Here is an 18,810-nt window from a genome sequence, read left to right on the forward strand (position 1 = left end):
GGCTATCAGCGCGCGCGTGCGCTGCGGCGACGGCGCGCTCCCGCCCCACCCGATCGGGTCATCACACCACTGGGCCGGTGCGCCGAGTGCCGACGCCCGGCGGCCGAGGGCGCGGGAAGGCCGGACGCGGCCCGGGTCAGGCGCCCGGCGTCTGCGGCTGGGCCCGGCTCACGTCGTACACACCGGCCACGTTGCGCATGGCGCGCATGAGGGCGGGCAGGTGGGCGGCGTCCGGCAGCTGCACGGTGTAGGTGTGCCGCACCTGCTGCCGCTCCGGCGGTTCGACGGTCGCGGAGACGATCTCGGCGCCTTCGGTGGCCATGGCCTCCGTGAGATCCGCGAGCAGATGCGGACGCACGAACGATTCCGCGACCAGCGTGACCCGGCACTCGGAGCCCTCCCCCCAGCGCACCCCGACCTCCGCGCGCCCGGCGCTCTTCATGCGCGCCACCGCGGCGCACCCGACCCGGTGCACGGTGACCGCTCCCCCGCGCACGGCGAATCCGGTCACCTCGTCTGGCGGTACGGGCGTACAGCAGCCGGCGAGCCGTACGGTCGCGCCGGCCCGGTCGACCAGCACCTGGGCGGCGACGGGACGACCGGGTGCCGCCTCCGGCGCCTGCGGAACCGCGGGGTCGTCGCGCAGGGGCCGGGAGACTGCCACCGCTTCGGGCCCTGGCACGTCGTCCTGCGCGGGGTGCGCGGTCAGCCAGCGCTGGATGGCGATCCGGGCCGCGGGGGTGTGGGCGTGCTCCAGCCACTCCCTGGAGGGCTCGGAGGCGGGGTCCTGCCCCATGAGGAGCTGGATGGTATCGCCGTCCTTCAGGACGGTGCTCAGCGTCGCCAGACGGCCGTTGACCCTGGCCCCGATGCACGCGTGCGCGTCCTCCCCGTACTGCGCGTAGGCGGCGTCCACGCAGGTCGCCCCCTCGGGCAGGCCCAGCGTGCCCCCGTCGGGGCGGAAGACGGTGATCTCGCGGTCCTGAGCGAGGTCCTCGCGCAGGGTGGACCAGAAGGTGTCGGGGTCGGGCGCACCCCGCTGCCAGTCCAGGAGCCGCGAGAGCCAGCCGGGCCGGGTGGGGTCGACACGCTCGCCGTCGCCCGCGGACTGCTCCTCGGGCGGGGCGGCGTAGGGATTGCCGAGGGCGACGACTCCGGCTTCGGCGACCTTGTGCATCTGGTGCGTGCGGATGAGGACTTCGACGACCTGGCCGTCCTCCCGGGCCACGGCGGTGTGCAGCGACTGGTACAGGTTGAACTTCGGTACGGCGATGAAGTCCTTGAACTCCGAGACGACGGGAGTCATGCAGGTGTGCAGCTCGCCCAGGACCGCGTAACAGTCGGCGTCCTCGTTCACCAGCACCAGCAGGCGGCCGAAGTCGGCGCCGCGCAGCCGCCCCCGTTTGCGGGACACCCGGTGCACGGAGACGAAGTGGCGTGGGCGGATGAGGACTTCGGCGGCGATGTCGGACTCGCGGAGCACCTTGCGTACGTCGTCGGCGACGTCGGCGAGCGGGTCGTCCGCGCGGGCCGCGTTGCGGACGATCAACTCCCGCGTGTGCTCGTACTCCTCCGGGTGCAGGATCGCGAAGACCAGGTCTTCCAGTTCCGTCTTGAGCGCCTGGACGCCCAGGCGCTCGGCGAGGGGGATCAGGACGTCCCGGGTCACCTTGGCGATGCGTTCCTGCTTCTCGGGGCGCATCACGCCGAGGGTGCGCATGTTGTGCAGCCGGTCGGCGAGCTTGATCGACATCACCCGGACGTCGTTGCCGGTGGCGACGAGCATCTTGCGGAAGGTCTCGGGCTCGGCGGCGGCGCCGTAGTCCACTTTCTCCAACTTGGTGACGCCGTCGACGAGATAGCGGACCTCCTCCCCGAACTGCTCGCCCACCTGATCGAGCGTCACATCCGTGTCCTCGACGGTGTCGTGGAGCAGGGAGGCGGTCAAGGTGGTGGTCTCGGCGCCGAGTTCGGCGAGGATCAGGGTCACGGCGAGCGGATGCGTGATGTACGGCTCACCGCTCTTGCGCATCTGGCCCCGGTGCGAGGACTCGGCCAGGACGTAGGCCCGGCGCAGCGTTTCGAGATCGGCGTCGGGGTGATGGGCGCGATGGGCGTCGACCACATGTCCGATGGCGTCGGGGAGCCGGTCGCGGGTGGCGGGGCCGAGCAGCGCGGCACGGCCCAGACGGCGCAGGTCGAGCCGGGGGCGAGCCTTCCTGCGCGTCACCGCGGGTGTGACGTGACCAGATGTCACAGAGCCTGGGGTCGCAGGATTCGCGGCCTCCGCGTTCATGGGCACCTCCGGCTGCGTGGACCGGCGGACGGCGTGCCCCAGGGCGGACTCGGGCTCAGGAGACGGCGTTCGTCCCCGGTCCGGGCCGGTGCTTGATGCTACCGACCCCGACACCGTCGGGCTCACCGCCTCCGGCCGAGCGTGAAACGGATCACCCCTTCGAGCGACGGTCCATCGAGAGTCGCTTTCACGCCAACGAGTAGGCGGTCCGCCATGATCTCGAAGCCGAACAGCGTCCCGGAGCCTGCGGAAGTCGCCACGGGACAGGCCGGAAGCTGGGTTGGCGGGGCGTCGATCCGGTCAGCGAAGAGCGTTCTCCAGCCACTCGGACTCGATCACGCCCTCGGCGACGATCACCGCGGGGCCGGTCATCTCGATCTCGCCGTCGGGCCGTTCGGTGATCACCAGGGTGCCGCCGGGCACATCCACCGTGTACGTCGCCGGGGTGCCGGTGACGCCCGGGTCGGCGCCGTCCCGGCGGGCGGTGGCCACGGCGACCGCGCAGGCGCCCGTGCCGCAGGAGCGGGTCTCGCCGGCCCCGCGCTCGTGCACCCGCAGCGCCACGTGCCGCGGGCCGCGGTCGACGACGAACTCCACGTTCACCCCGTCCGGGTAGGCGGCGGCCGGGCTGAACGGGGGCGGGGTGCGCAGGTCGCCGGCGTGGGCGAGGTCGTCCACGAAGGCCACGGCGTGCGGGTTGCCCATGTTCACGTTCCGTGCGGGCCAGCCGCGCTCGCCGACGCTCACGGTGACGTCGCCCTCGGGGAGCAGCGCCTTGCCCATGCCGACGGTGATGTCACCCGCGGCGGAGCCGCTGTCGGACACGGTCTTGGCGATGTGCACGGTCTTCACGCCCCCACGCGTGGCGACCGCGATGTCCCCCGCGGACACATGCCCGGCGTGCTGGAGGTAGCGCGCGAACACACGCACTCCGTTGCCGCACATCTCCGCGATCGAGCCGTCGCCGTTGCGGTAGTCCATGAACCACTCGGCCTCGGCCGCCATGGGGAGCGCCTCGGGGTGTGCCGCGGACCGCACGACGTGCAGCAGTCCGTCGCCGCCGATGCCGGCGCGGCGGTCGCACAGGGCGGCGACGGCGGCCGGGGGGAGGTCGATGGCGTTCTCGGGGTCCGGGACGATCACGAAGTCGTTCTCCGTGCCGTGCCCCTTGAGGAAGGCGATCCGCGTGCTCATTCCTCGATCGTACGGGGTGGCGGTGACAGCGTGTCGCCGCCGGTGGACCGGCTCCGCGCGCAGACGTCAGCGGAGCCGGGCGACCCGCCAGACCGCCAGGGCCACCACGGCGGCGACCATCACGGCGTAGGCGAGCACGACCCGCCAGTCGAGTCTGCGTCCGGAGCCCCGGGCCGGCAGCCCGGGCCAGGTGTAGCCCACCCTGCGGGCGGCCGTCATGCCCCAGCCGGCCGCGCAGGAGCAGATCAGCAGCCCCAGCATGGCGATCACGGCGCCGCTGTCGCCGAAGTCGAAGGCGAGCGGGAAGGCGAACATGAGGGAGCCGACCGCGGCCAGTCCGACGATGGGCGCGAGCTGCCAGATGCGCAGCCGGCGCTGCGGGCGCAGCTCGACCTCGACCTCGTCCCCGCCGGCGAACATCTCGTCCGGCTCGGGGCCGTCGTCGGTCACGCCGCCCTGCGTCTCATCGGGCCCGTCGGGGCTGAGACGGTCGGTTTCCTGCTCCGGCGCACCTCGCTCGGTGGTGAGGTGTTCGGTGCCTTGTGCGGTGTCGCGAGGGCCGGCCTCCATCGCCACGCGCCCTCCCAACTAGGACTCCACTTGGTCGATCGAAGCTCGATGATGGCACGGCGCCACAGGACCGGATGGCGGCCTGGGCGTCCCGATGCCAGGACGTGATCAGGCTGTAACCGGTCGTTCGACCAACGACAACGCGAGCTGCGGAAGTTCCGTCAGGTCCGCCGCGGCCCCACTCAACCAGTGCACCCGGGGATCGCGCCTGAACCATGAATCCTGACGGCGCGCGAAGCGCTTGGTGGCACGCACGGTCTCGGACCGCGCCTCCTGAAGGGTGCACGCTCCGGCGAGCGCGGCGAGCACCTGCTGGTAGCCCAGCGCACGCGAGGCCGTACGCCCCTCGCGCAACCCCTGCGCCTCCAGTGCGCGCACTTCGTCCACGAGGCCCGCCTCCCACATCCGGTCGACCCGGCGGGCGATGCGCTCGTCCAGCTCGGGGCGGGCCACGTCGACACCGATCTGGAGGGTGTCGTAGACCGAGTCGTGGCCCGGGAGATTGGCGGTGAAGGGTCTTCCGGTGATCTCGATGACTTCGAGCGCGCGGACGATACGGCGGCCGTTGCTCGGCAGGATCGCCCGCGCGGCCTCGGGGTCCGCCACGGCGAGGCGTGCGTGCAGCGCCCCCGGGCCGCGCAGCGTGAGCTCCTCCTCCAGGCGGGCCCTGACCTCGGGGTCGGTGCCCGGGAACTCCAGCTGGTCGACCGCGCCGCGGACGTAGAGGCCGGACCCGCCGACCAGGACGGGCCAGCGCCCTGCGGCGAGCAGCGCGTCGATCCGCTCCCGGGCCAGCCGCTGGTACTCGGCGACGGACGCGGCGACGGTGACGTCCCAGATGTCGAGCAGGTGGTGCGGCACACCCCCGCGCTCCTCGGGCGTCAGCTTGGCGGTGCCGATGTCCATCCCCCGGTAGAGCTGCATGGAGTCGGCGTTGACGACTTCACCGCCGAGCCGCTGGGCCAGGAAAACACCCAGATCGGACTTTCCGGCCGCAGTGGGTCCGACGACGGCAATGACGCGGGGGACTTGGGGTGCGCTGCTCACTGATCCAGTCTCGCAAACCTCACACCCCGGCCTCGAACGGGTTACGTGACGCGACAGACGCCGGGTCGTTGCCCGTTGCGAGATCACTGCCGCCGGATCACCGGGGTGACTGCCCGGATCCACACGAATGGACACACCGGGCAACGCGGGATTTCGCCCGCACGAGTAACATATGGAGTGGATATGGGCGTTTTTGCACGAATTTTTCGGAGGTCGAAGGCCACGGAGGAGACGCGGACCGCCGAGGCCGGGACCGATGGGGCGACGGCCGAGCCCGGTGCGCAGGACGCGGCCGGGGCCGCGGAGCCGAAGGGCTCGGCCGAGGCACCGGAAGGCGTCGACCCGGCGGTGAAGGAGGCCGACGGCGAGGTCACCGGCACCGAGAGCGTCGAGATCCCGAAGCAGCAGTCGTCCGAGGCGGCCGACAACGATGCCGGTGAGGGCGCCCGCACGTAGATGGCCTCGAGGGAAGGTACGTCATGGGTCTCCTGGACAATCTGAAGGCCAAACTCGGCCCCGCCAAGGACAAGGTCTCCGGCCTCGCGCAGCAGCACGAGGACAAGATCCAGCACGGCCTGGACAGGGCCGCGCGGACCGTCGACGAGCGGACCAAGGGCAAGTACAGCGACCGGATCCAGACGGGTACGGGCAGGGCCAAGGGTGCCGTGGACCGCTTCACGCACAAGAACGGCCCCGGTCCGGACACGGGCGGCACCACCACGCCGCCGGCCGGGCCCCCGCCCGCCTCCTGACCGGTACACCGACGGACGGCCGTGGAGCGCGTTGAGGGCTCCCGGCCGTCCGCCGCCGCTTCAGCCCGTTCGACCGCTCCACCGACGGACGCCGTATCCGGCGGCGGGGAACCGGCGCCGGATACGGGACCGGGATGCGGCCGGTACCTACGACCAGGTGGCCACGATGTAGCCGACCCCGTACGGGGCGTCCTCGTAGAGCAGCGCGCCCTCCAGCGCGGTGTTCCCCGCGGCCGCGCCGGCGAGCACCTGCCAGGGGGCTCGGCCGGAGACCTTCAGCTCGCGCGCCAGTCCGATGTCCAGCGCACGCAGGGCCCCGGTGTCGGCCGCGCCCAACGCCCGCGCGATCTCCGCGTCGAAGGGAGCCGCACGCTCGTCGAGGTAGCCGGGCGCCTTGAGCGTGCGGCAGGCGCTGGCGTCGCCCATCACCAGCATCGCCACCCGCTCCGCCCGGGTGGCGATGATTTCTCCCTCTTCCGTACACCGCTCGACCGCGAGGAGTTCCCCCACGGCCCGTCCCTCGACGGGGGCGTCCGCCCATCCGGTCCGGCCCAGCAGCCACGCGCCCACGGCGAGCCCGTGGGGAAGTCTCCGTCCGGTCGGCGTGCCCTTGTCCGGTCCCAGCCGTACGCCCAGGTCGACACCGAAGCCGCGGAAGGACCCCTCGGTGCCCTTCGGGTAGCTCTCGAGCCCGGTGCCGTCTGCCGGGCCGACGACCACGAGCAGGTCGGGCCGGGCGGCGGCGAGCACACCCAGCGCGTCCGTGCATGCGGCACGCGCGGTGTCCAGCTCGGGGGCGGCACCCGCGGCGACCTCGGGCACGAGCAGCGGGGGGCAGGGGCAGACTGCGGCGGCGACAAGCATGATCGGCAGCGTAACCCCCGTGGGGCGGCTCACCTCGCCGGTCGGCCCGTCCGCTGCTCCGGTCGGGCCGTCCGTGCCCTGCCCGCGGTCGGCCTGTCCGCCGCCGCGGCACGCTCCCGTCGGCGTCAGTCGCAGCCGCAGCCGCTCGTCGCCATCGGGAGCGGTTCGGGAACGCCGATCTTCGGCAGGCCCAGCATCACGCCCGCGGGCTGCGGCGCCGCAGCCTTCTCGGCGTTCCGCTTCTCCCAGGCGTCCCCCGCGCGGGTGCGGCGCACGTCGAGCACGGCCCCCTCGGCGAGGAGGTGGTGCGGGGCGGCGTAGGTGATCTCGACGGTCACCACGTCGCCGGGGCGCACCTCCTGCTCCGGCTTGGTGAAGTGCACCAGGCGGCTGTCAGGGGCCCGTCCGGACAGGCGGTGGGTGGCGTCGTCCTTGCGGCCCTCGCCCTCGGCGACCATCAGCTCCAGGGTGCGGCCGACCTGCTTCTTGTTCTCCTCCCAGGAGATCTCCTCCTGGAGGGCGACGAGCCGCTCGTAGCGCTCCTGGACGACCTTCTTGGGGATCTGACCGTCCATCTCGGCGGCCGGGGTGCCGGGGCGCTTGGAGTACTGGAAGGTGAACGCCTGCGCGAATCGGGCCTCGCGCACCACGTGCAGCGTCTGTTCGAAGTCCTCCTCGGTCTCGCCGGGGAAGCCCACGATGATGTCCGTGCTGATCGCGGCGTGCGGAATGGCGGCGCGGACCTTCTCGATGATGCCGAGGTAGCGCTCCTGCCGGTAGGAGCGGCGCATCGCCTTGAGCACCGTGTCCGAGCCGGACTGGAGCGGCATGTGGAGCTGCGGCATCACATTGGGCGTCTCGGCCATGGCGGCGATCACGTCGTCGGTGAAGTCGCGCGGGTGCGGGGAGGTGAAGCGGACACGCTCCAGGCCGTCGATCTTCCCGCAGGCCCGCAGCAGCTTGCTGAACGCCTCGCGGTCGCCGATGTCGGAGCCGTAGGCGTTGACGTTCTGGCCGAGCAGGGTGATCTCGGAGACGCCCTCGGCGACCAGGGCCTCGATCTCGGCGAGGATGTCGCCGGGGCGTCGGTCCTTCTCCTTGCCGCGCAGCGCGGGGACGATGCAGAAGGTGCAGGTGTTGTTGCAGCCGACGGAGATGGACACCCAGGCCGCGTAGGCGCTCTCGCGCCGGGTCGGCAGCGTGGACGGGAACGCCTCCAGCGACTCGGCGATCTCGACCTGTGCCTCCTCCTGCACGCGGGCGCGCTCCAGGAGGACGGGCAGCTTGCCGATGTTGTGCGTGCCGAAGACGACGTCCACCCAGGGGGCCCGCTTCACGATGGTGTCGCGGTCCTTCTGCGCCAGGCAGCCGCCGACCGCGATCTGCATCCCGGGCCGGCTCGCCTTCTTCGGGGCCAGGTGGCCGAGGTTGCCGTACAGCTTGTTGTCGGCGTTCTCGCGGACGGCGCAGGTGTTGAAGACGACGACGTCGGCGTCGCCGTCGGAGCCCTCGGGGGCACGGACGTAGCCCGCGTCCTCCAGCAGCCCGGCCAATCGTTCGGAGTCGTGGACGTTCATCTGGCACCCGTAGGTGCGTACTTCATAGGTGCGCGTGCCGCCCACTGACTGGCTCCGGTCGATGCTGCTCATGCCCATAAGGGTAGGCGGTACCACGGACAGCCTTCCGCCACGGCAGAGGTCAGCCGCATACGGCCAGGTGGCACGCGGTGGCCCGGAGCACGACGGCGCGGCCCGGACCCGCCACGGTCCGCACGCTCTCGCCCGCCGGACCGGCCGCGGCCGGCGCTCGACCGACGACCGCGCGGTGTGCGGTACCCCGGCGGGCGTGCCCGCTCAGGACTCCCCGCGCGGCACCCATCCCTGTTGCCGCAGCACCGCCGACACGTCCGGGGCCTCGTAGTGGTCGCCCTTGAGGACCTTGCCGTCGGGGCGGCGGCTGACCTGGCCGTCGGGGCCCAGCTTGGTCATGTTGGAGCGGTGGATCTCGGCGATCACCGCGTCGAGGTCGATGCCGTGGACCAGCGCCGTGCCGTACGCGACGTAGACGACGTCGGCCAGTTCGTGCGCGAGCCGGTCGAGCGGGCCCGTCACGGACACCTCGGCGACCTCCCGGGCCTCCTCGGCGAGCAGTTCGCCGCGGTGGGCGGCCAGCTCCGGCGAGACCTCGGACGGTATGTCGCGGGCGTCCAGCCCGAAGGCACGGTGGAAGGCACGGACCAGATCGGCGGGCGAGGAACTCATGCCGCGACTGTAACGGCCGCCTCGGACACTCCCTGGGCCCCGCCCGCGCGGGGCCTGTGAGCCCCGCCCTGGTCAGCGGGCAGACGGGCTGGCAGGATCGCGCGCATGTCCAACGCGCTGTCCCGGATCGGCAGGCGGCGGGCCCTGCGGGGCGCGACCGCCGGTTTCGTGGCGCTCGGACTGCTGCTGTGGTGGCTGGCGCCCTGGAGCGAGGAGCCGCCCGGCGGCACGATCACGCTGAGCACGGGCACCCGGGCGGGCGTCTACCAGAAGTACGGCGAGCTCCTGCGCAGCGCGCTCGGCAAGCACATGCCCGACCTCGAGGTACGGCTGACGACGAGTGACGGCTCGCAGGAGAACGTGCGCCGCGTGGCGACCGGGCAGGCCGACTTCGCCATCGCCGCGGCGGACGCGGTGGAGACGTACAAGCTGGCCGGCCGGCCGGGCGCGGACCGGCTGCGCGGAGTGGCGCGCCTGTACGACGACTACGTGCAGCTCGTGGTCGCGCCCGACTCCGGTATCCGCTCCGTCGCGGACCTGCGGGGCAAGCGGGTCGCCATAGGGCCGCCCAAGTCCGGGGTCCGGCTCATCGCCAACCAGGTGCTCGCGACGGCGGGCATTGACCCGGAGACGGACATCCGGCCCTCCTCGGACGGCATCGACGCGGGGCCGGACCGGCTGGGACACGGTCTCGACGCGTTCTTCTGGTCGGGCGGGCTGCCCACGGACGGTCTGAAGACGCTCGCCGAGAAGTCCGCGCTGCGGTTCGTGCCGATCGACGCCGGCCTCGTCGCCGAGCTGCACGAGCAGGGCAGCGCCACGCGCTACTACCGCGCCACCAACATGCCGGAGTCGGCGTACCCGGGCAGTCAGCTCGGCTCGGCGGTCCCGACGATGGCGGTGTCCAACCTCCTCATCACCCGGGCGGACGCCGATCCCCGGCTCACCGAGTGGCTGACCCGCATCGTGCTCAAGAGCCGGGACGGCATCGGGGCGCACGTCCACTCCGCCCAGCTGGTCGACGTACGCACCGCGATCTACACGGACCCGCTCCGGCTGCACGAGGGCGCCCGCCGCTACTACCGGTCCGTGAAGCCCTGAGCCGTACCACCGGTCGTGAAGCCTGGAGCCGTACCACCGGTCCGTGAAGCCCTGAGCCCTACCACCGGTCGTGAAGCCTGGAGCCGTACTACCGGTCCGTGAGGCCCTGCGCCGTCGACTCACCCGTGGGAGCGTTCCTCGGCACCGTCACGGTCACCCTCAGTCCGTGCGGCTCGTGGCGTTCGTACGCGATCGAGCCGCCGCCCGACGCGAGCAGGGCCCGGGAGATGGACAGGCCGAGGCCCGAGCCCCTGATGTTCTGGTGCCGGCCGCTGCGCCAGAAGCGGTCACCGACGCGGGTCAGCTCCTCGTCGGTCAGGCCCGGACCGTTGTCGGTGACGACGACCGTGGAGGTGTCCCCGTTGGAGGTGACGGTGACCTCGACGGTCTCGTCCGCCGGCGTGAACTTCACCGCGTTGTCGATGACCGCGTCCAGGGCGCTGGACAGCGCGACCGGGTCGGCCCACGCCGTGGTCGGCGGACAGTTCCCGGTCAGGCGGACGCCCTTGGCCTCGGCGGTGGGCGCCCAGGCCGCGACGCGCTCGGCGGCCAGGGCGCCGACGTCGGCGACCTGGAGGCTGGCCTCGCTGTGCTCGGCGAGCGCCAGGTCGAGCAGGTCGTCCAGGACCTGCGCCAGGCGCTTGCCCTCGGCCCTGACGGAGGCGATCTCCTCGTTGTCCTCGGGCAGCTCCAGGGCGAGCAGTTCGATGCGCAGCAGCAGCGCCGAGAGCGGGTTGCGCAACTGGTGGGAGGCGTCGGCGACGAAGGCGCGCTGCTGCTCCAGGACGTCCTCCACGTTGTCGGCCATCTCGTTGAACGAGCGGGCGAGCCGCCTGAGTTCCGGCGGTCCGCCGGCCGCCGCGACCCTGGACTTCAGCCGCCCGGTGGCGATGTCGTGGGTGGTGGCGTCCAGGATCCGTACGGGTTTGAGCACCCAGCCGGTCAGCCGCAGGGCCGCGCCGACGGCCAGCAGCATCGCGGCCGCCTCGCCCGCGGCGATGACCAGCCAGCCCTGCAGGATGCGGGAGCGCATCTGCCCGGTGGGCGAGTCGGTGACCACCACCGCGACGACGTCGCCGTCCCGGATGACCGGCGAGGCCACCACGAGGCTGTGCCGCTGCCAGGGCCACACCTGTTCGGGGTCATGGCTGCGGCGGCTGAGCAGCGCCTCCTCGAAGGCGTCGCGCACCTCGCCCGCGCGGGGCAGGAACCAGTCGTCCGGGGCATGCGCCATGGGCGAGTCGTTGCGGTAGAAGACCCCCGCGCGGATGCCGTAGACCTCGTGATAGCTGCGGAGCTCGCTGCGCAGCGTCAGACGGCGCTCGTTGATGTCCCCGCCGGCCGGGTCGGCGGGCTCGGTGACGAACTGGGCGAGGGCCGCGAAGCGTGCCGTGTCGTCGATCCTGTCGACGACGACCTTCTGTTGCTGCGCACCGGCCAGACTCACGGCCAGCGGAACGCCCAGCGCGAGCAGCACGGCCGCCATGAGGACGATGAGCAGCGGAAGCAGACGAGTGTGCACCCGGCCCCGCTACGCCGCGGGCGCGACGAGCCGGTAGCCGACGCCTCGCACGGTCTCGATGAGGGCGGGCATGCGCAGCTTGGCGCGCAGGGAGGCGACATGCACCTCCAGGGTGCGCCCGGTCCCCTCCCAGCTGGTACGCCACACCTCGCTGATGATCTGTTCGCGGCGGAAGACGACCCCCGGCCGCTGGGCGAGCAGGGCGAGCAGATCGAACTCCTTGCGGGTCAGTTGGACCACCGAACCGTTCACGCTGACCTGGCGGGTGGGCAGCTCGATACGGACCGCGCCGAGGCGCAGCTCGGTCTCCGTGCCGCCGGTCGCCTCCTCGTGGACGGTGCGGCGGCTGACGGCGTGGATCCGCGCGAGGAGCTCCCCCGTGTCGTACGGCTTGACCACGTAGTCGTCGGCGCCCAGGTTGAGGCCGTGGATGCGGGAGCGCACGTCGGACCGCGCGGTGACCATGATCACCGGTGTGCTGGTGCGCTTGCGGATCTTGCCGCAGACCTCATAGCCGTCCTGGTCGGGCAGCCCCAGGTCGAGCAGGACGACGCCGAAGCCGTTGCCCTCGGGGACCAGCGCCTGAAGGGCCTCCTCGCCGCTGCGCGCATGGGTGACGTCGAACCCGTGCCGCGCCAGAATCGCCGACAGGGCGGCGGCGACGTGGTTGTCGTCCTCGACGAGAAGCAGTCGCACGAGGGCCCCCTTCGGTTCATCAGCCGTACGCTCTCCATGTGTACAAAAAAGCGTGCACGCGCGCGTGCACCTTGCAGTGAGTCCGACGGACGAGGTCGGCGTCAAGGGTGTTCCGGTTGCTGTTGCGTACCGTTACCCGGCCGATATGAGCGCTGCTGACAAGTGCTACGACAGGTGTCCGATTGCTATCGGATCGTGATGCTCAGATTCACCTCAGATGTAATGACGCAGGTCTGAAGGATTACTACTGTCCTCCGAAACCGAGGAGGACGGAGCCTGAGAGCGATGACCGAAGTATCGGCGGCCAAGGACAGTGTGGCCGCGACCGGCGAGCTGGTCGTCCTGAAGAGCGTCAACAAGCATTTCGGCGCGTTGCACGTACTCCAGGACATCGACCTGACGATCGCCCGCGGCGAAGTCGTCGTCGTCATCGGACCTTCCGGGTCCGGGAAGTCCACCCTGTGCCGCACCATCAACCGTCTGGAGACGACCGACTCCGGGTCGATCACCATCGACGGCAAGCCCCTCCCCCACGAGGGCAAGGCACTCGCCCGCCTGCGGGCCGACGTGGGGATGGTCTTCCAGTCCTTCAACCTCTTCGCGCACAAGACTGTGCTGGAGAACGTCATGCTGGGCCAGATCAAGGTCCGCAAGAAGGACAAGAAGGCAGCCGAGGAGCGGGCCCGTGCCCTGCTCGACCGGGTCGGCGTGGGCGCGCAGGCGGAGAAGTACCCCGCGCAGCTCTCCGGTGGCCAGCAGCAGCGCGTCGCCATCGCGCGGGCCCTGGCGATGGAACCCAAGGTCATGCTCTTCGACGAGCCCACGTCGGCTCTCGACCCGGAGATGATCAACGAGGTTCTGGAGGTCATGCAGCAGCTCGCCCGCGACGGCATGACGATGATCGTCGTCACCCACGAGATGGGATTCGCCCGTTCGGCGGCGAATCGCGTGGTGTTCATGGCGGACGGTCGCATCGTCGAAGAGGCTTCGCCGGATCAGTTCTTCAGCAATCCGCGCAGCGACCGCGCCAAGGACTTCCTGTCGAAGATCCTGCACCACTGACGGCGCAGCTCGCGCCTTGACGACTTGCGTCACCGGACACCGACCCGGCCGCATCACTTCACCAGTCAAAGGATGTGCACCATGAAGCTCCGCAAGGTCACCGCCGCCTCGGCCGCCGTGTTCGCTCTTGCCCTGACCGCCACCGCTTGTGGTGGTGACGACAGCGACAACAGCGGGTCGTCCTCCGGTGGTGGCGACAAGATCAAGATCGGCATCAAGTACGACCAGCCCGGTCTGGGCCTGAAGGAGCCGGGCGGTACCTTCGCCGGCTTCGACGTGGACGTCGCGACCTACGTCGCCAAGGAGCTCGGCTACGAGCCCAACCAGATCGAGTGGGTCGAGACCAAGAGCGCCGACCGCGAGAACGCTCTCGAGCGCGGCGACGTGAAGTTCATCGCGGCCACGTACTCGATCACCGATGAGCGCAAGGAGAAGGTCGACTTCGCCGGCCCGTACCTGCTGGCCCACCAGGACCTGTTGGTGAAGAAGGACGCGGACATCACCAAGGCCACGGACCTGAACGACAAGAAGCTGTGCTCGGTCGTCGGCTCCACGTCGGCGCAGAACGTCAAGAAGGACTTCGCTCCGGACGCCCAGCTGACTGAGCGCGGCGGCTACTCGGAGTGCCTCTCCGCCCTACAGAGCGGCGCCGTGGACGCACTGACCACGGATGACTCGATCCTCGCCGGCTACGCCGCGCAGGACCAGTACAAGGGCAAGTTCAAGCTGGCCGGTCTGAAGCTGAGCAACGAAAACTACGGCATCGGTGTCAAGAAGGGCGACACCGAGACCGTGAACAAGATCAACGACGCCCTGGAGAAGATGGTCAGCGACAAGTCCTGGGACAAGGCGGTCGAGGCGAACTTCGGTCCGGCCGAGTACAAGAACGAGCCGGCTCCGCAGATCGGCAACATCGTCAAGTAAGCCCAGGACCGCAACGCGGGTTCTCGAACGGCGTGCCGCCGTCCGTCGCGATCAGGACGGCGGCGCGCCGCGTCCGCCACGTAGACCACACACCCGGAAGCGCGGGAGATCGTGTTCGACTTTATTTCTGATTATGATGACCCGTCCCTGCTGGGCGCTTTCTGGGTCACGGTGCAGCTCACCGTCTTCTCGGCCATCGGATCCCTGATCTGGGGCACCCTGCTGGCGGCCATGCGAGTCAGCCCGGTGCCGCTGATGCGTGGTTTCGGCACCGCCTACGTGAACATCGTCCGGAACATTCCTCTGACCGTCATCATCGTCTTCACGTCGCTCGGTCTCGCCGACATCTTCGGCGTGGCGATGGGCGCGCCGGACGACTTCGAGCTCAAGTACTTCCGACTGGCAGTGCTCGGCCTCGTCGCCTACACCGCGGCCTTCGTGTGCGAGGCGATCCGCTCCGGCATCAACACGGTGCCCGTCGGACAGGCCGAGGCGGCACGGGCCCTCGGACTGAGCTTCAACCAGGTGCTGCGGCTCGTCGTGCTGCCGCAGGCATTCCGCTCGGTCATCGGACCACTGGCCAACGTGCTGATCGCACTGACAAAGAACACCACCGTGGCGGCCACCATCGGTGTGGCGGAGGCCGCGCTTCTGATGAAGGAAATGATCGAGAACGAGGCACAGACGCTGCTCATCGGCGCGGTGTTCGCCTTCGGGTTCGTGGTACTGACCCTGCCCACCGGCCTGATCCTCAACTGGCTGAGCAAGCGCCTGGCGGTGAAGCGATGACTTCTGTTCTCTACGACGCCCCCGGCCCGAAGGCCAAGCGGCGCAACCTGATCTTCTCGGTGGTCTTCTTCGTCCTGCTCGCCCTGCTGCTGTGGTGGGTCTGGCAGGTGATGGACGACAAGGGCCAGCTGGAGTGGTCCCTGTGGAAGCCCTTCACCACGTCCGAGGCGTGGACGACCTATCTGCTGCCCGGCCTCGCCGACACGCTGAAGGCCGCGGCGCTGGCCATGGTCATCGCTCTGCCGCTGGGGGCGATCCTCGGCATCGCCCGGATGTCCGACCATCGGTGGGTACGCATCCCCGCCGCCGTGGTGGTCGAGTTCTTCCGGGCCATCCCGGTGCTGCTTCTGATGCTGTTCGCCAACGAGTTCTTCGCCCGTTCCACCGATGTCAGCAGTGCGGACCGACCGCTGTACGCGGTCGTCACCGGCCTGGTCCTCTACAACGCCTCGGTCCTCGCCGAGGTGGTCCGGGCCGGCATTCTCGCCCTGCCCAAGGGCCAGAGTGAGGCGGCCCAGGCGATCGGTCTGCGCAAGAGCCAGACGATGAGCAGCATCCTGCTGCCGCAGGCGGTCACGGTGATGCTCCCGGCGATCGTCAGCCAGCTGGTCGTCATCGTGAAGGACACCGCGCTGGGCGGCGTGATGCTCGGCTTCACCGAGCTGTTGAACTCGCGCGGCACGCTGGCGGCCAACTACGCCAACGTCATCCCCAGCTTCATCGTGGTGGCGATCATCTTCATCGTGCTGAACTTCATCGTCACCTCGTTCGCCTCCTGGCTCGAGGGTCGCCTGCGCCGCAGCAAGCGCAGCACGGGTGCGGTGCTCGGCGCCGAAGAGGTCGACGACCTCAACGCGGCCGAGGTCGGTGGTACGCGCAAGACCGGTGGCGGCGTCCTCTGACGCACGTCCGCCGTACGACATGACTGTGGCCCGCCGTTCCCCGGCGGGCCACAGTCATGTCGAGTTGCCGGCCGCCCTCAGCGGTGCGGAGGAGCGATACGCCCCGGACTCGTGTGATGAACCGTCAAGTGGTGTGACGGGCCCCCGGCCCATGTCATGATCGCCACTGACCTTCGGTCACTTGACGCAAGCACCGGCAATAGGTTGCATACGTTCTGTGATCGTGCACCCTGCTCCATCGTCCTGTTCCGCTCCGTCCCTTCGGACGTCACTTCGAGCAGGGGGCGCCGCGCCGTGGACCCGGTGATCATCGTCGGAGCCGGCCCCGTCGGGCTGGCGCTCGCACTGGCGCTGGCACGTCAGGAGGTGCCGTGCGTGGTCCTCGACGAAGGGCCGGGCAAGGACGAAGCCCGTCCGGCCCGCACCGTCGTACTGCGCGAGGACACCGCCGCGCTCATGGAGCGGCTGACCGGCGTGCGGCTCGCACACGCCGGTGTCCGTTGGGCCGGATGGCGGTCGATGCGGCGCAAGCAGGTGATGTGTGAGATCCCCTTCGGCGACTCGGAGCCCGCTCCCCTGCACATCGCCCAGCACGTGCTGACGGGCGCCCTGCGTACCGCCCTCGCCGGCGAACGGCTCGTCAGGATCGCCGTGGACAGCAGGCTGGACACCATAGAGCAGGAGCCCTCGGGCGTCACCGCCCATACCCGCGGCGCTACCGGCACCTGGTGGCGCGGCAGTTACCTGGTCGGCTGCGACGGTCCGCGCTCGACCGTGCGCAAGCTCCAGGACATCCGCTTCCCCGGCCGCACGGCGGTGGAACGTCACGCCGTGGCCGCGCTGCGCACGGAACTCCCCTGGCACGACGAGGCGCTGCTGCACCGGGTACCGCCGTGGCGTACGTCCGGGCCCTCGGCCGGTGAGATCACCGCCCGGCCGCTGCCCGACGGGGTGTGGCGCCTGGACTGGCTGCTGCCGCCGGGCAAGGAGCTGGTCACCCCCGAGCTGCTGCTGACCCGGGTCCGGGAGACGCTGGCGGGCTGGACCGACGGTCCGACCCCGCCGTACGAACTTCTGGACACCGGGGTCCACACCGTTCACCACCGGCTGGCCCGGCGCTGGCGGGCGGACCGGGTGTTCCTCGCCGGGGACGCCGCCCATCTGCTGGGTGCGCTGGGCACGCACGGCCTGGACGAGGGGCTGCGTGACGTCGACAACCTCGCCTGGAAGCTGGCGCTGGCCTGGCATCACGGTCCGCACGACGCGCTGCTGGACAGCTACCAGACCGAGCGCCGCGCGATCGTCGCCTCCCGGCTGCGCGCCGCCGACCAGGCACTGCCGCTGGTGCGGGGCGGCGGAGGGCTGCGTTCCTATGTCCCCGGCTCTGCGCGTGGGCACGATGTGCTGCTGATGGACGGTCATCTGGGGCGGGGCGCGCTGGGTGCGCCGGGGACCTACGCCGACTCGCCGCTCGCGCCCGGCCGCCTCGAGGGCGAAGTGGCCGTCGGGACGGTTCCCGGGTCGGCGGTGACGGATGTGCGCGTCACGGCGGAGGACGGGACGTTCGTCCGGCTGCGCAGCAGGCTGGGCCGAGGTGCGCTGCTGGTGGTGCTGATCGCGCCGGGTACGGGGGTGTGGGAGCGCAGGCACTGGGTGTCCGCGGGGATCATGCCCCGGCTGGCGGCGGCGGTCTCGGCGTTGCCGCACCCGGCCGAGCTGTTGGTCGCGGAGAGCTATCCGGGGGCGGCGGCCCACACGGTGCTGCTGGTACGCCCCGACGGTCACCTGGTCACGGCGCTGAGCGGGGTGCGCCCGGCGGATCTGTACGCGGCGGCGGAAGCGGTGGTCGGCGGTACTCCGACGGCGGGAGCGGGCGCCGAAGACGGGTCCGGGGAGAGTGCCGGGGACGGGACCAGGGCGGGTGCCAGGGCCGATGCCCGGGCGGGGTCTCGGTGACGGAGCGGGGCGTGGGCGGGTTCGCGTCCCGGTCCGGCCGGTCGTGGTCACCCTGTGGTCCGCATGGTGACGGTGAGTTGAATCGGGGTGCGGCCTCGTGGTGTACTCCGCTTTGTGACCGACACCTGCGTGCACCTGTGGCGGAGGGTCCATATGGACCTCGTCCGCTATGCGGGCTGCGTGTGTCGCCCGTCCTGTTGATGCGCCTCTCCCTCCTTCTCGCGCGCCGCTCGCAGCAGCCTCGTCCGCCGCGTATGCCGATGCCGCGCGCCTGAGCGAATTCCTTCTTCAGGACGGTGTACGTGTCTGTCTCCCCTTCTTCTGTTTCTTCTTCCGCCTCTCCGGTCCCGGCCGCCGTTTCCGCACCCACTCAGGCGGATCTCCTGGACTTCGTCCGGCGTACCGCTGGCGACGCGCAGTTGATCGCCGCGCTCCCGCTCGACCCGGAGGGACGCACCTGGGTGCGGCTCGACGGACCCGGTGGCAGCGAGGCCTGGCTGATCGGCTGGCCGCCGGGCACCGGCACCGGCTGGCACGACCACGCCGACTCCGTCGGTGCCTTCATGACCGCGTCCGGCGAGCTGAAGGAGCACTCGCTCGCCGCGCGGCTGCCCACCGACGGCTGGAAGACCCTGGAACTCACCGACGGCGTGGACCGGGAACGCCGGCTGCCGGCCGGGCAGGGCCGGTCCTTCGGGCGGCATCACGTCCACGAGGTGCTCAACGAGTCCCCGGACCGGCACGCGATCTCCGTGCACGCCTACTATCCGCCGTTGCCGCGGATCCGCCGCTACAGCCGCAGCGGCGGAATCCTCCGGCTGGAGCAGGTCGAGCGCCCGGAGGACTGGCAGTGAGCGGGACGTACGAACGGGCC

The 18,810-nt window shown here is 70.9% G+C and carries 19 protein-coding genes; 10 read left to right on the forward strand and 9 right to left on the reverse strand.

Features of this window, described 5'->3' with window-relative positions; all coding sequences use genetic code 11:
• Positions 1 to 136: 136 nt before the first annotated feature.
• The 4 genes from IE178_RS32275 to miaA form a co-directional block, all read right to left on the reverse strand.
• Positions 137 to 2,296, reverse strand: a complete 2,160-nt coding sequence (locus tag IE178_RS32275; RefSeq protein ID WP_184765864.1) for a RelA/SpoT family protein — start codon at positions 2,294 to 2,296, stop codon at positions 137 to 139.
• A 300-nt stretch (positions 2,297 to 2,596) separates the two neighbouring features.
• Positions 2,597 to 3,490: a diaminopimelate epimerase gene (dapF, locus tag IE178_RS32280; protein ID WP_184765863.1), complete on the reverse strand. Its 894-nt coding sequence runs from the start codon at positions 3,488 to 3,490 to the stop codon at positions 2,597 to 2,599.
• A gap of 66 nt (positions 3,491 to 3,556) precedes the next feature.
• Positions 3,557 to 4,060, reverse strand: coding sequence for a hypothetical protein (locus tag IE178_RS32285; RefSeq protein ID WP_184765934.1), 504 nt, complete (start codon positions 4,058 to 4,060; stop codon positions 3,557 to 3,559).
• A 108-nt stretch (positions 4,061 to 4,168) separates the two neighbouring features.
• Positions 4,169 to 5,107, reverse strand: coding sequence for a tRNA (adenosine(37)-N6)-dimethylallyltransferase MiaA (miaA, locus tag IE178_RS32290; RefSeq protein WP_193514714.1), 939 nt, complete (start codon positions 5,105 to 5,107; stop codon positions 4,169 to 4,171).
• A gap of 183 nt (positions 5,108 to 5,290) precedes the next feature.
• On the opposite strand from miaA, the gene IE178_RS32295 reads away from it, so the two are divergent.
• Positions 5,291 to 5,563: a hypothetical protein gene (locus IE178_RS32295; protein ID WP_184765861.1), complete on the forward strand. Its 273-nt coding sequence runs from the start codon at positions 5,291 to 5,293 to the stop codon at positions 5,561 to 5,563.
• 23 nt (positions 5,564 to 5,586) lie between these two features.
• Complete coding sequence (locus IE178_RS32300; protein WP_184765860.1) at positions 5,587 to 5,859, forward strand: antitoxin; 273 nt, start codon at positions 5,587 to 5,589, stop codon at positions 5,857 to 5,859.
• Positions 5,860 to 6,006: 147 nt separating this feature from the next.
• Here the strand turns inward: IE178_RS32300 and IE178_RS32305 are convergent, their stop codons facing one another.
• The 3 genes from IE178_RS32305 to IE178_RS32315 form a co-directional block, all read right to left on the reverse strand.
• Positions 6,007 to 6,723 (reverse strand): class III extradiol dioxygenase subunit B-like domain-containing protein, encoded by a 717-nt coding sequence (locus tag IE178_RS32305; protein ID WP_193514715.1) that lies wholly within the window; start codon positions 6,721 to 6,723, stop codon positions 6,007 to 6,009.
• 125 nt (positions 6,724 to 6,848) lie between these two features.
• Positions 6,849 to 8,372, reverse strand: coding sequence for a tRNA (N6-isopentenyl adenosine(37)-C2)-methylthiotransferase MiaB (gene miaB, locus IE178_RS32310; protein WP_193514716.1), 1,524 nt, complete (start codon positions 8,370 to 8,372; stop codon positions 6,849 to 6,851).
• Positions 8,373 to 8,576: 204 nt separating this feature from the next.
• The gene (locus tag IE178_RS32315) at positions 8,577 to 8,984 is read right to left on the reverse strand and encodes a pyrophosphohydrolase domain-containing protein (protein WP_184765857.1); all 408 of its coding nucleotides are present in this window, start codon (positions 8,982 to 8,984) and stop codon (positions 8,577 to 8,579) included.
• Between the two features lie 105 nt (positions 8,985 to 9,089).
• On the opposite strand from IE178_RS32315, the gene IE178_RS32320 reads away from it, so the two are divergent.
• Complete coding sequence (locus IE178_RS32320) at positions 9,090 to 10,085, forward strand: TAXI family TRAP transporter solute-binding subunit (protein ID WP_193514717.1); 996 nt, start codon at positions 9,090 to 9,092, stop codon at positions 10,083 to 10,085.
• Between the two features lie 88 nt (positions 10,086 to 10,173).
• Here IE178_RS32320 and IE178_RS32325 read toward each other — a convergent pair whose 3' ends face one another.
• Positions 10,174 to 11,607, reverse strand: a complete 1,434-nt coding sequence (locus tag IE178_RS32325; protein WP_193514718.1) for a sensor histidine kinase — start codon at positions 11,605 to 11,607, stop codon at positions 10,174 to 10,176.
• A gap of 9 nt (positions 11,608 to 11,616) precedes the next feature.
• The gene (locus IE178_RS32330; protein ID WP_184765854.1) at positions 11,617 to 12,303 is read right to left on the reverse strand and encodes a response regulator transcription factor; all 687 of its coding nucleotides are present in this window, start codon (positions 12,301 to 12,303) and stop codon (positions 11,617 to 11,619) included.
• 285 nt (positions 12,304 to 12,588) lie between these two features.
• On the opposite strand from IE178_RS32330, the gene IE178_RS32335 reads away from it, so the two are divergent.
• The 7 genes from IE178_RS32335 to IE178_RS32360 all read left to right on the forward strand — a co-directional run bounded on the left by IE178_RS32335 (position 12,589) and on the right by IE178_RS32360 (position 18,790).
• Positions 12,589 to 13,365 (forward strand): amino acid ABC transporter ATP-binding protein, encoded by a 777-nt coding sequence (locus tag IE178_RS32335; RefSeq protein WP_184765853.1) that lies wholly within the window; start codon positions 12,589 to 12,591, stop codon positions 13,363 to 13,365.
• A gap of 81 nt (positions 13,366 to 13,446) precedes the next feature.
• Entirely contained in the window at positions 13,447 to 14,289 is an 843-nt protein-coding gene (locus tag IE178_RS32340; protein WP_193514719.1) for a glutamate ABC transporter substrate-binding protein, read from the forward strand.
• A gap of 111 nt (positions 14,290 to 14,400) precedes the next feature.
• Complete coding sequence (locus tag IE178_RS32345) at positions 14,401 to 15,078, forward strand: amino acid ABC transporter permease (protein ID WP_193514720.1); 678 nt, start codon at positions 14,401 to 14,403, stop codon at positions 15,076 to 15,078.
• Entirely contained in the window at positions 15,075 to 15,980 is a 906-nt protein-coding gene (locus IE178_RS32350) for an amino acid ABC transporter permease (protein WP_193514721.1), read from the forward strand. The genes IE178_RS32345 and IE178_RS32350 overlap by 4 nt, the downstream gene beginning before the upstream one ends.
• Before the next feature lie 294 nt (positions 15,981 to 16,274).
• Positions 16,275 to 17,936: an FAD-dependent monooxygenase gene (locus IE178_RS32355; protein ID WP_193514722.1), complete on the forward strand. Its 1,662-nt coding sequence runs from the start codon at positions 16,275 to 16,277 to the stop codon at positions 17,934 to 17,936.
• Between the two features lie 153 nt (positions 17,937 to 18,089).
• Entirely contained in the window at positions 18,090 to 18,137 is a 48-nt protein-coding gene (locus IE178_RS36380; protein ID WP_309506048.1) for a hypothetical protein, read from the forward strand.
• A gap of 101 nt (positions 18,138 to 18,238) precedes the next feature.
• Positions 18,239 to 18,790 carry a cupin domain-containing protein gene (locus IE178_RS32360; RefSeq protein WP_193514723.1) on the forward strand — a complete coding sequence of 184 codons (552 nt, stop codon included), beginning with the start codon at positions 18,239 to 18,241 and terminating at the stop codon, positions 18,788 to 18,790.
• Positions 18,791 to 18,810: the final 20 nt, after the last annotated feature.

Source organism: Streptomyces griseoloalbus, from assembly GCA_014650015.1.
Classification (GTDB): domain Bacteria; phylum Actinomycetota; class Actinomycetes; order Streptomycetales; family Streptomycetaceae; genus Streptomyces; species Streptomyces griseoloalbus.

Bases quoted from the DNA above. Each gene is read 5' to 3' on its own strand.
- IE178_RS32315 (WP_184765857.1), bottom strand. From the start codon at position 8,984: ATGAGTTCCTCGCCCGCCGATCTGGTCCGTGCCTTCCACCGTGCCTTC.
- IE178_RS32350 (WP_193514721.1), top strand. From the start codon at position 15,075: ATGACTTCTGTTCTCTACGACGCCCCCGGCCCGAAGGCCAAGCGGCGC.
- IE178_RS32340 (WP_193514719.1), top strand. From the start codon at position 13,447: ATGAAGCTCCGCAAGGTCACCGCCGCCTCGGCCGCCGTGTTCGCTCTT.
- miaB (WP_193514716.1), bottom strand. From the start codon at position 8,372: ATGAGCAGCATCGACCGGAGCCAGTCAGTGGGCGGCACGCGCACCTAT.
- IE178_RS32275 (WP_184765864.1), bottom strand. From the start codon at position 2,296: ATGAACGCGGAGGCCGCGAATCCTGCGACCCCAGGCTCTGTGACATCT.
- IE178_RS32305 (WP_193514715.1), bottom strand. From the start codon at position 6,723: ATGCTTGTCGCCGCCGCAGTCTGCCCCTGCCCCCCGCTGCTCGTGCCC.
- IE178_RS32295 (WP_184765861.1), top strand. From the start codon at position 5,291: ATGGGCGTTTTTGCACGAATTTTTCGGAGGTCGAAGGCCACGGAGGAG.
- IE178_RS32335 (WP_184765853.1), top strand. From the start codon at position 12,589: ATGACCGAAGTATCGGCGGCCAAGGACAGTGTGGCCGCGACCGGCGAG.
- dapF (WP_184765863.1), bottom strand. From the start codon at position 3,490: ATGAGCACGCGGATCGCCTTCCTCAAGGGGCACGGCACGGAGAACGAC.
- IE178_RS32320 (WP_193514717.1), top strand. From the start codon at position 9,090: ATGTCCAACGCGCTGTCCCGGATCGGCAGGCGGCGGGCCCTGCGGGGC.
- IE178_RS32285 (WP_184765934.1), bottom strand. From the start codon at position 4,060: ATGGAGGCCGGCCCTCGCGACACCGCACAAGGCACCGAACACCTCACC.
- IE178_RS32300 (WP_184765860.1), top strand. From the start codon at position 5,587: ATGGGTCTCCTGGACAATCTGAAGGCCAAACTCGGCCCCGCCAAGGAC.